Below are 15,295 nucleotides of genomic sequence, written 5' to 3'. Positions count from 1 at the left end.
GTCAACGCCTTCGCGATCACCTTCGCTGACCGCTGGCCCAACGCCCAAACCTACTGAGAGAAACCGCCGGAAACACCGTTAGCGAGATAGTCCCGGACATCATGGCGGGCTCACTCGCGATCTGGCACCGCCATGTCCCCCGCTCGACGCAGGCGATGCGGGTTTGCGGCGAGTGCCAGGTCGGGAGGTGTTGGCGGGGTGGGGAATTCGTTGACCGACTACAGCGGGAAGGTGAGGCGGTCGGGGCGGATGTAGTCGGCCGGGTCGTGCAGAGAGCGGAGTTCCGGGCGGTGGAGGCTGGGGATGCGGGTGAGTTCGTCACGCAGGGGTGGGTCGTAGTTGGCGGCGCCTGCGGTGATGCCGGGGAGCCAATTGTCGTGGTGGGCGGGGACGAACAGAGCAGGGCCGATGGCTTCGATGTAGCGGCGGGGGTCGCGCAGACCGTTGGTGATTTGGTTGAAGCCCTGGACCGCGCCGATCTGGAGGTCGGTCGGAGGCAGCGCGGCGAAGATGTCGAAGACGTTCGGCGCCTTCTCGGTGAGCGGGCCGGTGGAGTCGTGCCAGACCAACGAGAAACCGGGGACGCGGAACTGGTAGAGCAGCGATCCACCCTCCGGGTCGTTCAAGCGCGGAACGCTTTGCAAGAAACCGGCCAGGGTCGGCGGATGTTGGACGAGGGCACAGAGCTCCGGCATCGGGAAGAACGGGGCCGAGCCGCCGGGTCGTTCCGGTGCGGTGGGCGCGGAGTGCACGTGCCGGATCGCGGTCACCTCGACCGCACCGACGGTGAAATCGTGTCGCTCCCCCGGCAGCGAGTTCGCGTCACCGAGGGCGACGGTCCGGAACTCCGGATCACTCACCTGCGCACGGATACTCACCCCATGATCGGCCGTCCCGTAGACCACCGCGCCGGACGCCTGCGCGATCCGCCCCGCATCACCGGCGTGATCGAAATGCCCGTGCCCGATGAAGATCGCCTCGGGCGCAAGGTCGGCCAGATCCTGCGGCGTAGCAGGAACATATCCGGTACTGGTGAGCCGAGGCACCCACGCGTCCAGCAGAAACACCGACCCGCCGATGGCCATCGCATACGTCGTACACCCCACCCACGCCAGCACCACCCGATCCGCCCGCACCGCACCGGTCGCCGCATCGACAGTCTCGACTCCGAAGAACCGCTGCCGAGCGGCGACAGTCTGCGGCGCGCCCGGCTCAGCTGCGGCCGTCAACCGCCCCGCCGCCAACAGCACCCCGGCACCGAGCACACCACCCAGCATCGTCCGCCGCCCGATCAAGCCCCGTCCAGGAATGTTGCACACCGCAGTACCACATCACGGAACCCCGAGCCCGGCAACCATTTCAGCCGATCCAGTCGGTGCCCTGGGTAACTACCGGCTGATGCCGAGGAGGGCGTCGATGGCGTCGGCGATTTCGGCGGGGGCTTCGGGGGCGGAGCCGCCGTAGTCGAGGGCCTGGCGGGCCCAATTGTCCAGCGCGTCCAGGGCTTTCGGGGTGTCCAGGTCGTCGGACAGGTGCTGGCGGAGGCGGGCGATGGTGTCGGTGGCGGTGGGGCCGGACGACAGGGCGGTGGCCCGGCGCCACAGCTCGAGGCGGGACTTGGCCTGTTCGAGGACCGCGTCGGTCCACATGCGGTCTTGGCGGTAGTGGCCGGACAGCAGGCCGAGGCGGATGGCGGCCGGGTCGACGCCGCTGCGGCGCAGGGTGGAGACCAGCACGAGGTTGCCTCTGGACTTCGACATTTTCTCGCCGTCCAGGCCGATCAGGCCGGCGTGCACGTAGTGGCGGGCGAAGCGGCGGCCCGCGATGATCGACTCGGCGTGTGCGGCGGAGTATTCGTGGTGCGGGTAGATCAGGTCGCTGCCGCCACCCTGGATATCGAACTCGGGGCCGATGCGGTTGAGCGCGATCGCCGAACACTCGATGTGCCAGCCGGGACGGCCGGCGCCGAACGGGGCGGGCCAGGACGGCTCGCCGGGACGCTCGGCGCGCCAGAGCAGCGCGTCGATGGCGTCACGCTTGCCGGGACGGTCGGGGTCGCCGCCGCGTTCGGCGAACAAGCGCTCCATGGTGGCGCGGTCGTAGCCGGATTCGTAGCCGAACTGCTCGGTGGCGTCGGCCCGGAAGTACACGTCGGGGAACTCGGCATCGTCGACAACGTACGCCGCACCCGACGCCAGCAGCTTCTGCACGAATTCGACGACCTCGTCGACGGATTCGATCGCGCCGACGTACTCGCGCGGCGGCACGATGCGCAGCGCCGTCATGTCCTCGCGGAACAGATTGATCTCACGGGTGCCCAGGTCGCGCCAATCCAGGCCGTCGCGCTCGGCCCGCTCGAACAGCGGGTCGTCCACGTCGGTCACGTTTTGCACGTAGTGCACCTCGTGCCCTGCGTCGCGCAGCACCCGGTTGACCAGATCGAAGGTCAGGTAGGTGGCGGCGTGACCGAGATGGGTCGCGTCATAGGGGGTGATCCCGCAGACGTACATGGTGGCGGTGGCACCGGGTGTCACCGGCCGCACCTGACGGTCGGCGGTGTCGTACAACCGCAACGGTGGCCCTGCTCCGGGGATGGTGGGTAGGGCGGTATCGGACCAGGACTGCATGATTCGAGGGTAAAGGTGTGGTCGAGATCATCGCCCCCCGCCCCGGTCCAGCGGGCGCCTTACGCCCCTGACCAGCCGCTCCCGACCTGCGATTTTCAGCAAATCATGGGATGTCAACATTTTCGCTCTCGCAGAATCAGCTGTCGGCGGATCCGCGCGCACGGACATCCGGACCCCCTGCTCCGGCACCGAGCGCCACCCGGCCAACCGCTGACGGTAGCGGCCGGGCCGCCCGAGGGCAACGAGAAATCCCGGCCCGATCAAGGGTGCCAACGCCCGCGATCGGCACAGTGTGCAGTCCTGCACTCGGTGCCGACTCGGCCGCGAGCGACCCAGTGAACCAGTACCGCAACGGCATTCGTCGACACCGTTCGTGGCGCTGTCTATGGCGTACGTCACGGAGGCGGGGTGTCACAAGGGCCGGGGTGTGGGCGTCTTATGCGGACCGGTTATCCGATCAGGACTACTTCTCGAGGAGAAATCATGAACATCACGCTGTGGATTGCTGCCGGACTGCTGGCGGTCGTCGCCTTGGCCGGAGGTATCAGCAAGACGTTCGTACCGAAGGAGAAACTGGCCGCAGTGCCTGGTGGGGAATGGACCGAACCGATCAGTGGTGGATTCATCAAGGCTCTTGGGGTGCTCGAGCTTCTCGCCGCGGTGGGCCTGATTTTGCCCGCAGCGCTCGATATCGTGCCGGTTCTGGTGCCGGTGACGGCCGCCTGCTGGGTTTTGTTGATGGTGGGCGCGATGATCACTCATCTCCGGGATGGTGGATACAAGTTCGTGGTGCTGAATGTCGCCTATCTCGCGTTGGCCGTCTTCATCGCCTGGGGACGCTTCGGCCCGCAGTCCTTCAGCTGACCTCGCCGGAGGGCCGACGGTGTCGGTACGGCAAGGGAATTCGCGAGGGTGGGTGATCGTCACACCGCACGTCTGGATAGTCGACATCGCGGGCGCAGCCGAATCGAGGTTGCGCCCCTCTCGAGTTATTGGAACTCGGCAGCGAATTGTGCCGAGCGACCCCTCAGTTCGGCACAGCACGCAGCTTCGCATTCACTGCCAAAACCCGCCCAACGCCAGCAGAATTCAGAACGCAGGCCACGGAATCGGCCGGGCCGTGCGCGGGATAGGCATCACCGGATCATCGACCAATTCCTGCGTACGGTCGACCAATGCCTCGATTTCGGCCTCGGTGATGTGCTCGGCGAGCTGATCGGCAACAGCACCCGGCAGTTCCTTCGCGAACGCGGTGATATCGGCAACGAGTGCATCACTGAGCGGTTGTCCGGCCCACCCCCACAGCACAGTGCGCAATTTATGCTCACTGTGCAAACAGATACCGTGGTCCACCCCGTATACCTGCCCGTCGGTTCCCTCCAACGCATGCCCACCCTTGCGGTCAGCGTTGTTCAGCAACACATCGAGCACCGCCATCCGCTGCAACCGCGGATCGTCGGCATGAATGAGCGACACCTCGTTCCCCGCCGGATCCTGCGCCCGCAGCACCTCGTAAAAACCATTCGGCACCGCACCGGCCGGACACAGATCGACCAGGTCGAGCCGATCCCCCTGCTCGGTGTGGTTGTCGACGCCCTCGACCCACCGCTGCACCATGCCGACCCCGTACGGCCCGTCGCGCAGGATCGTCTCGGGAATCACACCCCAGCCCACCGCAGCCGAAATCTGATACGACGCCACCTCGCGCCCAGCGAGCGTGCCGTCGGGAAAGTCCCACAGCGGCCGCTCACCACGCACCGGCTTATAGACCACCCGCAGCGGCGGTTCCGTCTCATCGAGAATGTCGCAAACCAGGGTCACGTTACTGGCAGTACTGATCCGCCCGATCACCGTCAGCTCGCCGCTGTGGAACCGGTCCCCGGCCCGCGTCACCGATCACTCCTCTAGTTCGGCCGCGCCGAAGATATCGCCGCGCTTGTACCCGTTGGTGCGCACGCACATGTGCCCTCGCGACGACAGCGGCTCCCCGCACAGCGGGCACGGCGGCCGACCCGCCGCGATCACCCTGGTGGACCGCAGCGCGAACTCCCGCGCCTGGATCGGGGTGAGAAACACCCGAACCGCGTCCGGCCCCTCCTCGGTGTCGTCGAGCACCACCGACTCGTCGACCTCGGTCTCGGTAATCGCCAGCAACTCGACCACCACGGCATTCGCATCGGCGTCCCAGCCGAGCCCCATGGTGCCGACCCGGAACTCCGCGTCGACCGGCGTCACCAGCGGCGCCGTGTCGCCGATGTCCTCGGCCTGCGGCGGCACCTCGGCGCCGAACCGGCGAGCTACCTCGTCCAACAGCAAACCCATCCGGTCGGCGAGCACCTTCACCTGCTGCTTCTCCAGCAGCACACTGACAACCCGCGGTTCCTCTATGGCCTGCAGATAGAACGAACGATCGCCCGGCTCACCGACGGTCCCGGCGACGAAACGATCGGGGGTGCGAAATACATGGATTGCGCGTGACACATGCACCTCCTGATACGTGACCCTGATCGACTACCCACGGCGCTGGGATACAACGCCCACTATCCGTGTACAAGGAATCTCAGCGCTCCGCATTCCCATTATCCCCACTCCCGGCACTACCTAGCTCACCGCCGGGAACGGGCCCGGAGGTATCGGGCGCGGCGTCTTGTTTATCGGCACCGGAATCGGGAACGGGGCGTGGCGGATTCGACAACGCGGACAGGTCGGTACCGGTGTCGTTGAGCCGCCACACATAGGGCGCGGTCGGCGTGTATCGGACGACGCTGATCGACGCGGGCTCCACCACGATCCGCTGGAATCCGTCCAAATGGATGCCCAACGCGTCGGCCAGCACGGATTTGATGACGTCACCGTGGGTGCAGGCCACCCACAGCACGTCGTGCCCGTGCTGTTCGGCCAGCGCCCGATCGTGCTCGCGCAGCGCGGCGACCGCGCGGGTCTGCACCTGCGCGAGCCCCTCGCCGCCCGGAAATACCGCGCCGGAAGCGTGCCGCTGCACCACTTTCCACAACGGTTCCTGCAGCAGTTCGCCGATCGGCCGCCCGGTCCATTCGCCGTAATCGACCTCGATCAGCCGGTCGTCGAAGACCGGTTCCAGCCCTAATTTCTCCGCAAGCGGCGCCACCGTTCGCTGACAGCGCAATAGCGGAGAGTGCACGATGCGTTCGATCGGCAGCCCGGCGAGCCGGTCGGCGACGGCCTTGGCTTGGTCGTTGCCGCGTTCGGTCAGCTCGACGCCGGTACTGCGACCGGCCAGCGTGTGGGCGGTGTTCGAGGTCGAGACTCCGTGTCGGAGCAGAATCACCGTCATACAGTCAGCCTAAGCCCGCCCGCCGCCCGGCCGCCGCCCCCCATGGAACCGCTACGCGATGCTGTATTCATGTGGCCGACACGACACCCGTCGCGAGCAGTCCCATAACGGTCAGCCCGAGCACAATGCGGTAGCCGACGAACCAGTCCAGCGAATGCTTCGCGACAAACTTCAACAGCCACGCCACCGACGCATATCCGACCACGAACGCCAGCAACGTCGCCACGATCAACTGCGCACCGCTGGCATTGAGTCCCTCACCGGCCGGCTTGAACGCATCCGGAATACTGAACAACCCCGACGCGGTCACCGCGGGAATCGCGAGCAGGAACGAAAACCGCACGGACGCTTCACGAGTCAGCCCGAGGAACAGACCCGCCGACGACGTGGCTCCCGAGCGCGACACACCGGGAATCAGCGCGAGGCACTGGGCGAAACCCATCACCAACCCGTCCCGGGTGGTCAGCTGCTCGATCGGACGCAGCTTGCGTCCGTAGTACTCGGCCGCCGCGATGACCAGCGCGAACGCGATCAGCATGAACGAGATCAGCCACAGATTGCGGGCCGCGGTGCGGATCACGTCCTTGAGCAGGTAACCGAGCACGCCGATCGGGATGGTGGCGATGATCACATACCAGCCGACCCGGTAGTCCAGCTCGCGCTGGCGCTCCGCGTCGAAGTAGCGGTCGGCCTGCCCCATGGTCACCACGGGCAGCCGCGTCGTCACCTGATCGGTGATCGGCACCGTCTCCCGCTGCGTCAGCTTGCGCGCCACCGTGCTGAACCACGCCTGCAGGATCCGCCAGATGTCCTTGGCGAAATACACCAGGACGGCGGCCTCGGTGCCGAGCTGGGTCACCGCGGTGAACGAGGCGCCAGCGTCGTCGCCGAAGAACACCCCCGACACGATCCGCAGATGCGCCGACGAGGAGATCGGCAGGAACTCCGTGAGGCCCTGCACCAGGCCGAGGACGAGCGCCTGTATCCAGGTCATCGATTCGCCCGTCACACGGTCTCCTGGTGTCTCATGCCGCCTCCATGTGTGCTTGCCCGAAAGAACTGTTCCGACTGGGCAATTGGTCAACAGATGGGTCGCACGCGAGCGAGGTCCGGCGCAATCCCGCAGCGACAGTACAGTGTCGCGGCCATCGTGGCATGCCCGCACCGCTATCGCGAACGACGCGCGAGCCACTGTGCGGGTAGGCGCCCGGACGACCCCACACGCTCTAGGCTTGGCGCCGTGACGATTGCGCGGACACGGTGATGGAGCAACGGACGGTTGGCCGCAGCGGCCTACGGGTGTCCCGGATAGGGCTTGCGACCCATACCTGGGGTTCGCATACGGATGCCGACGAGGCGGCCGTGCAGTTGGTGGCGTTCATCGAGGCGGGCGGCACGCTCGTCGACACCTCCCCCGCGTACGTCGGTGGTGGCGCGCAACGCATCCTGGCCGAGCTGCTCGGCGATCTCGTCTCGCGCGACGATCTGGTGCTCAGCGGGTGTGCGGGTCTCGCGCCGCGGGTCACGCCCGCGCCCGCCGGACCGGCCGTGCCGGACGCGACGACCAAGACCGCGGTCGATACCTCGCGTCGCGCGCTGCTGCGTCAGCTCGATCGGACGTTGCTCGAATTCGGCACCGATCACCTCGACATCTGGAATGTCGCGGTGTGGGATCCGCGGACCCCGCTCGACGAGGTCGCGGCCACCCTCGAACAGGTGGTGCGGGCCGGGAAGGTGCGGTACGCGGGTGTGCGTGGATTCGGCGCGTGGCAGGTGGCGAGTCTCGCCGCGGTCACCCCGATCAGCGTCGCGCAGACGCCGTACTCGCTGCTGGCCCGCGAGGCGGAAACCGATTTCGTGCCCGCCGCGCTGCATCACGGTGTCGGCGTGATCGCGTCCGCGCCGCTGGCCGGTGGGATTCTCACCGGTAAGTATCGGGACGGGGTTCCCGCGGACTCGCGCGGCGCGGACGAGGCCACCGCGGCCGATATCCGCAGCAGTCTCGACGAACGCGCGACCAGGGTGGTCGACGCGCTGGTCACCGCCGCGGACGGGTTGGGTACTTCACCGTTGGCCGTCGCGCTGGCCTGGATTCGGGACCGGCCCGGCATCGCGAGCATGATCGTCGGCGCCCGCGATATCGGACAGCTCACCGGCGTGCTCGCCGCGGAAACCCTGGAACTGCCGCGCGCCATCGCGGCCGCACTCGACGATGTCAGTGCTCGTACCGAGTGAGCGATGCCGCCGGTCGCAGCACCGGATGTTCCCTGCGGCCGGCACATCTGCGGGCACTCACGGGATCTCGCAGTCCGGCAAGTTCCCGGCGACCACCTGTTCGATCGGCACCGACCCGATGCCGGTCGTCTCGCGGCACGTCTTAGGCTTACCTACATGAGGCATGCGACGTCCGGCGACCCGTCCGTCCGAACCCAGCGGATCGCCGGTGTCCGGTCGGGCTGGTCGCGCTGTGTGCTCGCGGTGCTCGCGCTCACCCTGGTCGCCGCGTCCGCCGCATGCGGAACGGATACCTCGGCGACGAGTTCCGGACAGCGCGGACCAGCCACGGCGACGCTGACCGACCTCGATCCGGTGCCGATCGGACCGGAACCGACGCCGGTGCTCCCGGTCACCGTGCGCTCGTTCGACGGCGCGGACGTCACCGTCACCGATGCGAGCCGCATCATCGCGGTCGATCGCTACGGCACGCTCTCGCAGATCGTGTATGCGCTCGGCTTGGGCGGCAAGCTGATCGGCCGCAGCACCGTCGCGATACCCGCCATTCGCGATGTGCCGAACGTAGCGGGCGGCAACGGTTCACTGAACCTCGAAGCCCTTCTGGCGCTGCGTCCTTCGGTGTTCCTGACCGATGACGTGACGGTGACCCCGCAGTTGCGTGAGCAGTTGCGCGCGGCAGGCGTGAACGTCGTCTTCGCCGATCCGAAGCGCACCATGGACGGCGTCGTCCCCCAAATCGAGGCTGTGGCAAACGCTTTGGGCGTACCCGAGCAAGGGAAGGCGCTCGGGCAGCGCACCCGCGGCGAGATCGACGCCGCCATCGCCGCTGTGCCCAAGCAGGATCCGCAGCTGAAGATGGCGTTCCTGTATCTGCGCAGCACCGCCATCACCATGCTGGCCGGGCCGGGATCCGGTGCGGATTCGCTGATTGCCGCACTCGGCGGGCAAGACGCGGGTGCCGCCCTGTCCGAACCGTTCATCACGATCACCAGCGAGGCCATGATCGCCGCCGCGCCCGATCTGCTGCTCGTGATGTCGGACGGGTTGAAATCCGTTGGCGGAGTGGACGGACTGGAGAAGGTGCCGGGTATCGCGCAGACCCCGGCCGGGCGGAACAAGCGGGTCGTCGACATGTCGGACCAGGTGATCCTGAGCTACGGACCCAACACCGGCCGGGTCATCACCGCCCTCAGCGAGGCCGTGTACGGCACCAAGCCCGCATGACCGGGCGGCTCGCATGACCGAATCCGCCGTGGCCAAGACCGAACCAGCTGTCGAACCGGCTGTGCCACCCGCTCCGAAATCGCGCGGCCGTTCGCGCACCACGCTGGTGTTCGCGGTGGCGATCATCGGGCTGATCGCACTGGCCCTGGCCTCCGCCGCGATCGGACAGGTGCCGACCACACCCGCCGAGGTGGCCGGCAGCGTGCTGCACCGGATCGGACTCGACTGGGGGCCGATGCCCGCGCATCCCGCCGGTGAGGTGACGTTGTGGCAGGTGCGGTTCCCGCGGGTGTTGCTGGCCATGCTGGTCGGGGCGGCACTCGCGACGGCGGGCGGGTTGTTGCAGGGGGTGTTCGCGAATCCGCTTGCCGAGCCTGGTGTTATCGGTGTTTCCGCCGGTGCCGCGGTCGGTGCGGGCACCATGATCGTGGTCGGCGGCGCGTTCGTCGCCGCCTGGTCGGTGGCCGCGGCCGCGTTCGCCGCGGGGCTGGCCACCACACTGCTGGTGTATCTGCTCGCCCGCTCCAACGGGCGGACCGAGGTGGTCACCTTGGTGCTCACCGGAGTCGCGATCAATGCGTTCGCGGGCGGGTTGCTCGCGTTCCTGCTGTTCGTCGCCAACCCCGCCGCGCGCGATCAGATCGTGTTCTGGCAGTTGGGTTCGCTCAACGGCGCCACCTGGGATTCGGTCACCATCGTCGCCATCCTCACCGCCCTCGGTGTCACCGCCGCCATTCTCATCGCGCCGCGCCTGGACCTGCTCGCGCTCGGCGAAGCCTCCGCCCGCCACCTCGGCGTCGACGTGGAACGCTTGCGCCGCAACGTCATTCTGGTCGTCGCCATCCTCGCCACCGCGGGCGTCGCGTTCACCGGCATCGTGATGTTCGTCGGCCTGATCGTCCCCCACCTCGTCCGCATGCTCGTCGGCCCCGCCCACCGCGTGCTCATCCCGCTGAGCGCCATCCTCGGCGCCGTCGTCCTGCTCGCCGCCGACGTCGCCGCCCGCTCCCTGGTCCACAACGCCGACCTCCCCCTCGGCATGCTCACCTCCCTCATCGGCGGCCCCTTCTTCTTCTGGCTCCTCCGCCGCACCCGCGCCCGCGCGGGAGGATGGGCATGACGCGCCTCCGCAGCCAAAGGTCCTGGCGCTCTTCGAGTTTCGCCCACTGGCGCACCAGGCCTTCTGCGGCACATGGCGGCTCCGCGAGTACGGCCCGACCTGCGCGCCCCACGGGTGCCGACCGCGCTTGGGGTTCACCGAGTTTCAACCCGGCCGTTCGAAGCACCGACTCCCACGAGAACTCCCTGAGCCCCGCACCGAGGGCCGTCAGAACCAGCCAAGGTGCAGCCCGACCTACGAGTACGACGATGGCCGACCAAACTTGGAGCTCACCGAGTTTCAACCCGGCCGTTCGAAGCACCGACTCCCACGAGAACTCCCTGAGCCCCGCACCGAGGGCCGTCAGAACCAGCCAGGGTGCAGCTCGACCTACGAGTACGACGATGGCCGACCAAACTGGGAGCTCACCGAGTGTCGGCTGGGCCCGTCAATACATTCAGTCGCGGGGACTCTCGATGAGCCCGGTGCCAACGTGTGCCGAAAGGGGCCGGTGCACAGCTCTGCCTGCGTGCACGACCATTTCCGACCTGGCTTGGGGCTCACCTAGTTTCGTTGTGCTGGTCGACCTCCCGAGCTGCGGGGGTGGCGCGTGAGTGGGGTTCGGCAGGTGTTTGCGCGGACGCATGAGTTGCCTGTTGCGCCGGAGAAGGGGGCGGTTACGTTGCGGGCGCGGGGGGTGAGTGTGGATCGGCGGGGGGCGAAGAGTGCGCAGCGGCGGGTGCTCGAGGGGGTGGACTTCGATGTTGTCGGGGGTGAGGTTGTTGCGCTGGTCGGGCCCAATGGGGCAGGGAAGTCCACGTTGCTTGCTGCGCTGGCCGGGGAGTTGACGCCGAGCGAGGGGGCGGTCGAGCTCGAGGGGCAGGCGTTGACGCATTGGTCGCCGTTGGATATGGCGCGCCGTCGTGCTGTGCTCCCGCAAACCCATACCGTCGGTTTCCCGTTCACGGCTCGCGAGGTCGTGGCGATGGGTCGTGCGCCGTGGTTGCGGACCGAGCGGCGCGAACTCGATGACGAGCGCATCGCCGCCGCGATGACCGCCGCCGACGTGGAACACCTTGGCGCCCGGTCCTTTCCGACCCTCTCCGGCGGTGAACGCGCCCGCGTCGCCCTGGCCCGCGTGCTGGCCCAGGACACCGGCACCCTGCTCCTCGACGAGCCCACCGCCGCCCTCGACCTCGGCCACCAGGAAGCCGTCCTCCACCTGGCCACCGCCCGCGCCCAAGCGGGTGCCGCGGTCGTCGTCGTCCTGCACGACCTCGGCATCGCCGCCGCCTACGCCGACCGCGTCGCCGTCCTCGAGTCCGGCCGCATCGCCGCCGACGGCCCGCCCCGCGAAGTCCTCACCACCGACCTCCTCACCCGCGTCTACCAACACCCCATCGAAGTCCTGAACCACCCCCTCACCGGCGCCCAGCTAGTCCTCCCCGTCCGCCGCTGACCCTCCCCCGCGCACCTCCTCGCCCGCTGCGCCCAAAATAGCCAGCAATCCCATACGCACCACACTGATTCATGCGCAGCAAGCGGTCGGCGCAGCGCAGCCGCATCGGCAGGGCGCCCGCCGCCGATCTCGCCAGGAGCGCCGCCGCGCACCTCCTCGCGCGCCGCGTCCAGAATCGCCAGCAATCCCATACGCACCACACTGACTCATACGCGGCAGGCGGTCGACCGTAGCTCAGACACCTCGGCAGGGTGCCGCTGATCTCCATACCCGCCGCTGATCGCGACCAGACCGCGTGCCGCGCACCTCCTCGCGCACTGCGACCAAAATAGCCAGCAATCCCATACGCACCACACTGATTCATGCGCAGCAAGCGGTGCGACACGCCTCCGGCACCCCGGAGTATGCGTGCACCGGAGGTCCGCCCGGCCCCAACGACTGGACCACCGCTGATCGCGCAGGAGCGCCTCCCGCGCACCCTTTCGCCCGCCGCGGTCAGAATTGCCAGCAATTCCGTGCGCACCACGCTGATTCATACGCAGCAAGCGGTCCGCCCGAAGACTGGACCTCCACTCCGGGCACGACGGCACCCCTGAAGGTTGGCCGCCGCTGATCTCGCGCCGACCGCGTGCCGCGCATCTTTTCGCGCTCTGCGAGCAAGATTGCCTACAATTCCTTGCGCGCCAGGCTGATTCATGCGCGGCCAGCGGACGTGCGGGCGTCCAGTGACGGCGAGTGTCACTTGGTGGCGCGGTCGACAATTGCTACGACATGCCGCTCAACGCCATCGACCGAAGGTCAGAGGGGTTGGGGTGCGTCTGTTGGGGCGTTGTCGAGCAGCAGGCCACCTTGGAGAAGGACGCGTAGGAGGGCGTTGATTGCCCAGAGGGCGGAGAAGATCAGGCCGATGGGAGGGGTTGTGGCGGTGGACCAGGCTAGGGCGCCGCCGCCGAACCAGATGAGTTCCAGGGCGGCTCGCCATGGGCCGCGGAGAGGGAAGCGTGGGGTGGAGCCTGCGCCGAACAAGGCCCACATGAGGGCGAAGAGGGCGGGGGTGCCGACTCCGGCGATTATGCGCACGAGGACATCGGCGGGCAGGGTGAAGCCCCAGACTGCTGCTCCCGCGAGTACTCCCAGTTCCAGTAGGAATGTACCGAACAGGTTGGCGCCCTTGAGAATCTGCATGGTGAAGGCTCCTCAGCGCCAGATCAGCTTCAACACCGCTGGAGTCAGCAGCATGCGGATGACGGTGGCGTCGAGGATGAGAGCGGCGATCATTCCGTAGGCGATGTACTTCATCAGGACCAGGTCGGAGAAGCCGAAGGCGCCGGTGACGACTATCAGAATGGCTGCGGCGGAGGTGATTACGCCGCCGGTGTGGGCGATGCCGTAGCGGATCGCCTCGCGTGGTTCGGCCCCGTTCACCCGCGCCTCGGACACCCGGGACAGCAGGAACACCTCATAGTCGGTGGACAGCCCGAATACCACGGTCACGATCAACGCGAGTACCGCGAACATCAGTGGGCCGGGTGTGAAGTGGAAGAACCCCGCACCATGCCCCTCGACGAACACCCAGGTGAGCACGCCCAGCGTTGACACCAAACTCAGCGCGCTCATCGCAACAGCCTTGACCGCCAACACAATCGACCGGAATGCCGCATACATCAGCGTCAACGCCGCTGCCGCGAGAATCGCCACCAGCAGCGGCAACCCATGCAACAGTCCATTGATGCTGTCGCGTTCCAGCGCGGGCACCCCCGCCACCATCACATCCACACCGGGCGGTTCCGGAATCGCACGCAACGCCGAGATCACCCGATCGGAATCCTGCTTGTCCGTCAGCCCGGCCTGCAACACATTGATGCCGTCCTTGGTCGGCACCGACGGCTCGAATCGTCCAGTGAGCCCTGGAATTTGACTCGCCTCGTAACGAATATCACTGAGCTGCTGCGGATCCGCACCGCGGATAACAAGCTTCAGCGGCTCGGTACGGAAACTCGGGAACAGCTCATCGAACCGTTCCTGCGCCACCCTGGCCGGGTTCTCGGCACCGAGATATTTCTCACTGATCCCACCGAACTCGATGTGCCGGAACGGAATACTCAACGCGAGCAAAGCGAGCACGATCGGCACCGCCACCGCCCACGGCCGCCGCATCGACCACTGCGCGAGCCGCGAGAAGAATCCGGCATCGATCTGCGCCTCGGTCTTACTGCGCGAGAACCGTTTCCAGCCCAGCAGATCGATCCGCCGCCCAGCAATACTCAACGCCGCGGGCAACGCGGTCACCGACAGCAACGCGGCGAGCAGCACCGAACTGATGCCGCCGTACGGCACCGACCGCAGCACCCCGTTCGGAAAGATGAACAGCGCACCGAGACTGACCGCGATGATCGCCGCCGAGAACAGCACGGTGCGTCCCGCGGTCGCGACCGTGCGCGCGGTCGCCTCCTCCACACTGCGCCCCGCGGCAAGCTCCTCCCGGAACCGGGTGACGGTGAACAACCCATAGTCGATCGCCAACCCGAGACTCACCAAAGTCATGACGGTACTGGCGAATACGTTCACATCGATGAGCCCGGTGAGTACCCGCATGATGCCCGCGGTCCCCAAGATCGTCATCCCACCGATCAACACCGGAAGCAGCGCACCGATCACCCCGCCGAACACGAAGTACAGCAGAATCGCCACCAACGGCATGGCGATGAGCTCCGCCCGATGGATGTCGTTCTGCATCCCGGTATTGAGTCCGGCCAGCACCGGCTGCAAACCGGCCAACTGCACCGTGGTGCCACCGGGTCCACCGCCGGCACTCCCGGCACCGAGGTGATCCTTGATCGCGGAGTAGTTCTCGACAGTCGCGGTGCCCTCACCCCGCAAGCCGACGCTGGCGAACGCGTGCGTCCGGGAAGCGTCGGTGGCGTTCGCCGCGAACGGACTATCCCAGTAGCTGTCGATCTTCAGGATGTTCTCCGGATAACGCGCAAGCAATCCGTTCAACGCACCCGTCACCGCGGACCGCACCGCCGGATCGTCGACGGTCGCCCCCGCCGGCGCGGTGTACAGCAGGATCAGATCACTGTCGGTATCCCGCCCGAACGTCGCGTCCGCGATCTTCGACGCCGCCACCGACTCGCTGGACTCGTCGAACCACCCCTCCTGCGTCAACCGCCCGGCCAGATCGCGCCCGTAAAAACCGGACGCCAGCACCACCAGCACGAACACACCGAGCACCAGCACCCGATGCCGGTAGACGAACCGCCCCCACCACAACAACCCCGAATGCAACTTCGAATCGTCCTGCGGTGCCCGCGATCCGCGAACGCGCGTCATCCGCA

Annotated in this window: 13 protein-coding genes; 5 read left to right on the top strand and 8 right to left on the bottom strand. The window is 67.3% G+C overall.

The genetic code is table 11. The features are described from left to right. Positions 1-218: 218 nt before the first annotated feature. Positions 219-1,319: an MBL fold metallo-hydrolase gene (locus ACIBK2_RS44315; protein WP_396977031.1), complete on the bottom strand. Its 1,101-nt coding sequence runs from the start codon at positions 1,317-1,319 to the stop codon at positions 219-221. A 69-nt stretch (positions 1,320-1,388) separates the two neighbouring features. Continuing rightward, positions 1,389-2,627 carry a cysteine--1-D-myo-inosityl 2-amino-2-deoxy-alpha-D-glucopyranoside ligase gene (gene mshC / locus ACIBK2_RS44310; RefSeq protein WP_396977029.1) on the bottom strand — a complete coding sequence of 413 codons (1,239 nt, stop codon included), beginning with the start codon at positions 2,625-2,627 and terminating at the stop codon, positions 1,389-1,391. Positions 2,628-3,110: 483 nt separating this feature from the next. Between mshC and ACIBK2_RS44305 the strand changes: the two genes are divergently transcribed. Continuing rightward, positions 3,111-3,491, top strand: coding sequence for a DoxX family protein (locus tag ACIBK2_RS44305; protein ID WP_396977028.1), 381 nt, complete (start codon positions 3,111-3,113; stop codon positions 3,489-3,491). Between the two features lie 225 nt (positions 3,492-3,716). On the opposite strand, the gene ACIBK2_RS44300 is transcribed toward ACIBK2_RS44305, so the two are convergent. The 4 genes from ACIBK2_RS44300 to ACIBK2_RS44285 form a co-directional block, all read right to left on the bottom strand. Beyond that, positions 3,717-4,520 (bottom strand): SCO1664 family protein, encoded by an 804-nt coding sequence (locus ACIBK2_RS44300; RefSeq protein WP_396977026.1) that lies wholly within the window; start codon positions 4,518-4,520, stop codon positions 3,717-3,719. 3 nt (positions 4,521-4,523) lie between these two features. Beyond that, a complete protein-coding gene (locus ACIBK2_RS44295) occupies positions 4,524-5,108 on the bottom strand; it encodes a DUF3090 domain-containing protein (protein WP_040735411.1) in 585 nt (194 codons plus the stop codon). 79 nt (positions 5,109-5,187) lie between these two features. After that, complete coding sequence (locus tag ACIBK2_RS44290; RefSeq protein ID WP_396977023.1) at positions 5,188-5,940, bottom strand: histidine phosphatase family protein; 753 nt, start codon at positions 5,938-5,940, stop codon at positions 5,188-5,190. 67 nt (positions 5,941-6,007) lie between these two features. After that, positions 6,008-6,934 (bottom strand): undecaprenyl-diphosphate phosphatase, encoded by a 927-nt coding sequence (locus ACIBK2_RS44285; protein ID WP_396977041.1) that lies wholly within the window; start codon positions 6,932-6,934, stop codon positions 6,008-6,010. A 269-nt stretch (positions 6,935-7,203) separates the two neighbouring features. Here ACIBK2_RS44285 and ACIBK2_RS44280 point away from each other — a divergent pair, with 269 nt between their 5' ends. The 4 genes from ACIBK2_RS44280 (at position 7,204) to ACIBK2_RS44265 (ending at position 11,957) form a co-directional block, all read left to right on the top strand. Next, complete coding sequence (locus tag ACIBK2_RS44280; RefSeq protein WP_396977021.1) at positions 7,204-8,175, top strand: aldo/keto reductase; 972 nt, start codon at positions 7,204-7,206, stop codon at positions 8,173-8,175. A 156-nt stretch (positions 8,176-8,331) separates the two neighbouring features. After that, positions 8,332-9,399 (top strand): hemin ABC transporter substrate-binding protein, encoded by a 1,068-nt coding sequence (locus ACIBK2_RS44275; protein ID WP_396977020.1) that lies wholly within the window; start codon positions 8,332-8,334, stop codon positions 9,397-9,399. 13 nt (positions 9,400-9,412) lie between these two features. Continuing rightward, positions 9,413-10,519, top strand: a complete 1,107-nt coding sequence (locus tag ACIBK2_RS44270; protein ID WP_396977018.1) for a FecCD family ABC transporter permease — start codon at positions 9,413-9,415, stop codon at positions 10,517-10,519. Positions 10,520-11,108: 589 nt separating this feature from the next. Further along, positions 11,109-11,957: a heme ABC transporter ATP-binding protein gene (locus tag ACIBK2_RS44265; RefSeq protein ID WP_396977016.1), complete on the top strand. Its 849-nt coding sequence runs from the start codon at positions 11,109-11,111 to the stop codon at positions 11,955-11,957. Positions 11,958-12,755: 798 nt separating this feature from the next. Here ACIBK2_RS44265 and ACIBK2_RS44260 read toward each other — a convergent pair. After that, positions 12,756-13,142, bottom strand: coding sequence for a YrdB family protein (locus tag ACIBK2_RS44260; protein WP_396977014.1), 387 nt, complete (start codon positions 13,140-13,142; stop codon positions 12,756-12,758). 12 nt (positions 13,143-13,154) lie between these two features. Further along, entirely contained in the window at positions 13,155-15,290 is a 2,136-nt protein-coding gene (locus tag ACIBK2_RS44255) for an MMPL family transporter (RefSeq protein WP_396977012.1), read from the bottom strand. Between the last annotated feature and the right edge of the window lie 5 nt (positions 15,291-15,295).

Origin of the sequence: Nocardia sp. NPDC050175 (assembly GCF_044459885.1) — a bacterium.
GTDB lineage: Bacteria > Actinomycetota > Actinomycetes > Mycobacteriales > Mycobacteriaceae > Nocardia.
This window is presented reverse-complemented; position numbering and strand designations above follow the sequence as displayed.

Bases quoted from the DNA above. Each gene is read 5' to 3' on its own strand.
- ACIBK2_RS44260 (WP_396977014.1), bottom strand. From the start codon at position 13,142: ATGCAGATTCTCAAGGGCGCCAACCTGTTCGGTACATTCCTACTGGAA.
- ACIBK2_RS44280 (WP_396977021.1), top strand. From the start codon at position 7,204: ATGGAGCAACGGACGGTTGGCCGCAGCGGCCTACGGGTGTCCCGGATA.
- mshC (WP_396977029.1), bottom strand. From the start codon at position 2,627: ATGCAGTCCTGGTCCGATACCGCCCTACCCACCATCCCCGGAGCAGGG.
- ACIBK2_RS44285 (WP_396977041.1), bottom strand. From the start codon at position 6,934: ATGACCTGGATACAGGCGCTCGTCCTCGGCCTGGTGCAGGGCCTCACG.
- ACIBK2_RS44270 (WP_396977018.1), top strand. From the start codon at position 9,413: ATGACCGAATCCGCCGTGGCCAAGACCGAACCAGCTGTCGAACCGGCT.
- ACIBK2_RS44255 (WP_396977012.1), bottom strand. From the start codon at position 15,290: ATGACGCGCGTTCGCGGATCGCGGGCACCGCAGGACGATTCGAAGTTG.
- ACIBK2_RS44290 (WP_396977023.1), bottom strand. From the start codon at position 5,940: ATGACGGTGATTCTGCTCCGACACGGAGTCTCGACCTCGAACACCGCC.
- ACIBK2_RS44305 (WP_396977028.1), top strand. From the start codon at position 3,111: ATGAACATCACGCTGTGGATTGCTGCCGGACTGCTGGCGGTCGTCGCC.
- ACIBK2_RS44275 (WP_396977020.1), top strand. From the start codon at position 8,332: ATGAGGCATGCGACGTCCGGCGACCCGTCCGTCCGAACCCAGCGGATC.